This window comes from Dietzia sp. HMSC21D01 (assembly GCF_001815995.1).
In the GTDB taxonomy this organism is placed as follows: domain Bacteria; phylum Actinomycetota; class Actinomycetes; order Mycobacteriales; family Mycobacteriaceae; genus Dietzia; species Dietzia cinnamea.
In genome coordinates this window covers 1-4,286 of record NZ_KV823611.1, presented here as the reverse complement: position 1 = coordinate 4,286, position 4,286 = coordinate 1, and the positions used below count along the sequence as shown (strand labels likewise).

Here is a 4,286-nt window from a genome sequence, read left to right as displayed (position 1 = left end):
GCGGTGGGCGGAGTCCACGGTGCGCATGTGGCGGGCGAGCAGGTCGGCGGTGTCCTCGTCGAGGCGGCCGGTTTCCATGGCCTCGACCAGGGTGGGGAAGCGCGTGATGAGGGTGCGGGCCCGGGTGAGCAGGGTGCGGGCGCGGTTGTTGTGCACGCCGTAGGCGGCGACGATCTCGGCGCAGGCGATGTGGAAGGGGTCGATGACGGCGTGCTCGGGCCGCAGGTCGATCTCTGGGTCGTAGCCGGCGGCCAGGTCGCGCCGTTCCTGCTCGTCCTCGCACACGGTGTAAAGGTGGTAGCAGGCGCGCAGGCGGGCGGCGGCGGCGATGTTCTCGGCGTACAGGGCCTGCACGGCGGCGGCGCCGGCCGCGGCGATGGCGGGACAGTCGGCGGAGCCGCCCGGGTGCGGCTGCGGTTGTGGTGCTCGCGTCATCGGTGCCCGCCCCCTTCGTGCGTGGGTGTGATCACCGCCCGACCGGGCGAGGATCGCTCGTGTGTTCGATAGAGTGAACACTAGCAACCCACTACGACACGATGGGGTCCCACCTCGTCTGGCCGCGGCCAGGGGCGCCGGGCGGCGAGACGCCGGCCGGACGGAGGGGGCGGAGGCGGCGGAGCGGCCACGAGAACGGGCCTCGTCCGCAGTGTGCGGTCGAGGCCCGTTCGTGGGGTGGTGGGGTCGCTTACAGCCCCATGTCCTTGGCGATGATGGTCTTCATGACCTCGTTGGTGCCGCCGTAGATCCGGTTCACGCGATTGTCGGAGTAGAGGCGCGCGATCGGGTACTCGTTGATGAAGCCGTAGCCACCGTGCAGCTGGAGGCACCGGTCGATGACCTCGGCCGCGACCTCGGTGCAGAACAACTTCGCCGAGGCGGCCTCGGCGGCGGTGAGCTCACCCGCGTCGAGTGCCTCGAGTGCCCGGTCGGCGACGGCCTGAGCTGCATCGACCTTGGCCTGGCAGGCCGCGAGCTCGAACTTGGTGTTCTGGAAGGCGGCGACGGGCTTGCCGAACACCTCACGCTGCTGGGTGTACTCCTTGGCGAAACGCACCGCGGCGGCGGCCTGTGCATAGGCGCCGAAGGCGATGCCCCAGCGTTCCGACGGCAGGTTCTGGCCGAGGTACGAGAAGCCCCGGTTCTCCTCGCCGAGGAGGTCCTCGACGGGAACCTTGACGTCGGTGAAGGACAGTTCGGCGGTGTCGGAGGTCTTGAGTCCGACCTTGTCGAGCTTCCGGCCCACGGAGTAGCCCTCGAGCGAGGTCTGCACCGCGAGCAGGGAGATGCCGAACCGGCGGTCGTCCTCCCGCGGCGGCGCGGTACGCGCGCAGACGATGACGCGATCGGCATGGACGCCGCCGGTGATGAAGGTCTTGGCCCCGTTGAGGATGTAGTGGGTGCCGTCCTCGGAGAGCTTGGCGGTGGTCTTCATGCCGGCGAGGTCCGAACCGGTGCCCGGCTCGGTCATGGCGATGGCCCACATCTCCTCGCCGGAGACGAACTTGGGGAAGTACCGCGACTTCTGCTCATCGGTCGCGAGCATCTTCAGGTAGGGCAGGCATAGGGCGACGTGGACGTTGGAGCCCCCGAAGCTCACGCCTGCGCGGATGACCTCCTCGGATTGGATGGCCTCGAACTTGTGCGAGTCGAGGCCGGCACCGCCGTACTCCTCGTCCACGGTGATGCCGAACAGGCCGAGGTCGGCGAGCTTGTAGTAGAAGTCGCGCGGGACTATCCCGGCCTCGTACCACTCGTCATAGTGGGGGACGACCTCGGACTCGATGAAGTCGCGGAGGGTCTTCCGGAAGGCTTCGTGGTCTTCGTTGAACACAGTGCGGCGCAAGAGGGTGCCTTTCCATCTGGAGCCCGCCCGGGTCGGCGGGCCGATCGTGCCGGAGGGGAGCGGGGGGTCGGGTAGTGGACCGTTACTGGTGAGTAGCTTACAAGAATCCGACTGCGCTCCGCGGGTTCCTCACCCATCCGTTCCGGTTATCTCACTCATTGCCCGGAGTGAATTCCAGGCCGTTGTCGGCGACGATCCGGATCGGACCGCTGACGTCCGTCCCGTCGACTCGCCGGCCCTTCTGGGTCACTGCGACGACGCCCTTCTCGCGGAGCTCGAACGCGACCGACCGCGCCGTCTCCATGTGGTCGCGCCAGCGTTCCCCGCCGACGACCCGGGCTGCGTCCGAGGGGCAGATCGACCCGGTGCCGCGGGAACGTAGGAGGGTTCTGATCGTCGCCTCGAGTCGCTGCCGCGTGCCCTCGTCGGTCGGCTCCCACCACGGATCGCCGCGCTCACCGAGGGCGACCTTCGCGTCATGCACCATCACCCGCGCCGCATCTCCCCGGGCCTTGACCTCCCGCCGCCCGGTCATCAGTGCGCGAACCAACTCGGCGCGGAGCTTCTCGGGAATCGAGGGGTCGGTCGCGCGCCAACGCCTCCCGCCGACCACGATGTATCGGCCGTCGTCCGTGTGTTCCACGCCGTCGGCAGGGCCCTGCTGCTCGTCGCTCACCCTGTCGATCATGCCTGCGAGAGCCCGCGGTCGGCGGTGATCGCATCCGACGGCGGTCTGTCCGAGTCCGGTGTTATCGTCACGACGGGGCACTGAAACGTGTTCCACCCGATGAGACAGAAGACGAGGGACCTTCGTGACGGCGCAGGACAGTACTTTCGACGCGGAATTCGACGTGGTGGTCGTGGGATCGGGGGTGGCCGCGCTGTTCGGTGCCGCCGCCGCGGCCTCGCGCGGACTGTCCACCTGCCTGATCGAGAAGACCGACCGATTCGGCGGAACCTCCGCCTACTCCGGCGGGGCGGTGTGGCTGCCGGGAAACGCCGTCCTCGCCAGAGACGGTGTCGACGACTCCGTCGAGAAGGGGCGGACCTACTTCCGTGCGGTGGTGGGCGACCGAACCGACCGGGATCTGCAGGACGCTTTCCTCAACACGGGGCCGGCGGTCGTCACCTTCCTCCAGGAGGAACTGGGCATCCCCACGAGGTTCCAGGCGTTCCCCGACTACTTCGACGCGCCGGGGCGCCAGGAGCAGGGTCGGAGCATCTACCCGAAGCCGATCAAGGGCGAGGAGGTCGGGGATCGGGTGGCGGATGTGCGCCCGCCGGTTCCCGCCGACCAGTTCGGCGCGGCCGAGGACACCACCCGGCTGGAGGGAGGCCGCGCGTGGGTCGCCAGGCTCGTGCTCGCGCTCGACGCGATGGACTCCGCCGAGACGCGTCTGAACACCGCGGCCCGCGAGCTGGTGCGCGGCGAGGACGGACGCGTGATCGGGGTAGCCGTCGACGGTGACGGTGGCCGCCGGCTGCTCGGTGCCCGTCGGGGCGTGCTGGTCGCCGCGGGTGGGTTCGAGCGTTCCGGGGAGCTGCGTCACCGCTGGCAGCAGATGCCCACCGCCGAGTGGTCGTCCTCGCACCCGGACACCGGCTCCGGCGACGCGGTCCGCATGTTCGAGCACGTCGGGGCGCAGCTCGACCTGCTGGACCAGTCGTGGTGGTGCCCCGCCACCCTCTTCCCCAACGGGCACGCGGCGTTCACGCTCGGATTCCGCTCCGGGTTCATCGTCGACGGCACGGGCCGTCGGTTCGCCAACGAGCTCCTGCCCTACGACCAGATGGGTCGCCGGATGCGCGCCCGGATGGCGGACGGGGCCGGTGACGAGTTCTGGCTGATCTTCGACGACGCCGAGGCCGGGAGCTTCCCGGCGATCTGCATCCCGGCGCCGGATCCCGACCAGCTACGCGAGGCGGGACTGTGGCACACCGCTGGCTCCGTCGACGAGTTGGCGGCGGCCACCGGGCTGGACCCCGCGACGCTGCAGGAGAGCCTCGAGCGGTTCAACGGCTTCGCCGAGCAGGGCAGGGACGCGGACTTCGCCCGCGGGGAGGACCCGTACGGTCGCTTCTTCCTGGGCGCCTCGACGGCCGAGCAGTGCCTGCGCCCCGTGGGCGGCGACTGTCTGCACGCCGTCCGACTGGTCCTCGGTGACCTCGGTACCAAGGGCGGCGCGGTGATCGATCCGAACGGTGCCGTGCTCGACACGGAGGGCCGAGTGATCCCGGGCCTGTACGCGGCGGGCAACTCGTCGGCGTCGGTGTCCGGGGAGGCCTACCCCGGGCCGGGCGTCCCGCTCGGCTCCGGGATGACGATGGCGTTCCGCGCCGTGGCCGACATGGCCGGGGAGCCGCTGCCGATCGCGCCCTGAACCGGGCCGCGGGGACGAGTCGCGCGGGCGAGTCGCGCGGGTGGGCCGCGGGGACGAGTCGC

Annotated in this window: 3 protein-coding genes and 1 pseudogene; 1 reads left to right on the top strand and 3 read right to left on the bottom strand. The window is 70.2% G+C overall.

All coding sequences use genetic code 11. The annotated features are described in order from the left end of the window. The 3 genes and pseudogenes from HMPREF3086_RS00515 to HMPREF3086_RS00505 form a co-directional block, all read right to left on the bottom strand. A pseudogene (locus tag HMPREF3086_RS00515) lies at positions 1–435 on the bottom strand (hypothetical protein); the annotation flags it as partial. A gap of 250 nt (positions 436–685) precedes the next feature. Continuing rightward, positions 686–1,843, bottom strand: a complete 1,158-nt coding sequence (locus tag HMPREF3086_RS00510; RefSeq protein WP_063973926.1) for an acyl-CoA dehydrogenase family protein — start codon at positions 1,841–1,843, stop codon at positions 686–688. 151 nt (positions 1,844–1,994) lie between these two features. Then, the gene (locus HMPREF3086_RS00505) at positions 1,995–2,519 is read right to left on the bottom strand and encodes a DUF3253 domain-containing protein (RefSeq protein WP_246830831.1); all 525 of its coding nucleotides are present in this window, start codon (positions 2,517–2,519) and stop codon (positions 1,995–1,997) included. 136 nt (positions 2,520–2,655) lie between these two features. Here HMPREF3086_RS00505 and HMPREF3086_RS00500 point away from each other — a divergent pair, with 136 nt between their 5' ends. Next, on the top strand, positions 2,656–4,224 hold the full coding sequence (locus HMPREF3086_RS00500) for an FAD-binding protein (protein WP_070719685.1): 1,569 nt from the start codon (positions 2,656–2,658) through the stop codon (positions 4,222–4,224). Positions 4,225–4,286 lie beyond the last annotated feature (62 nt).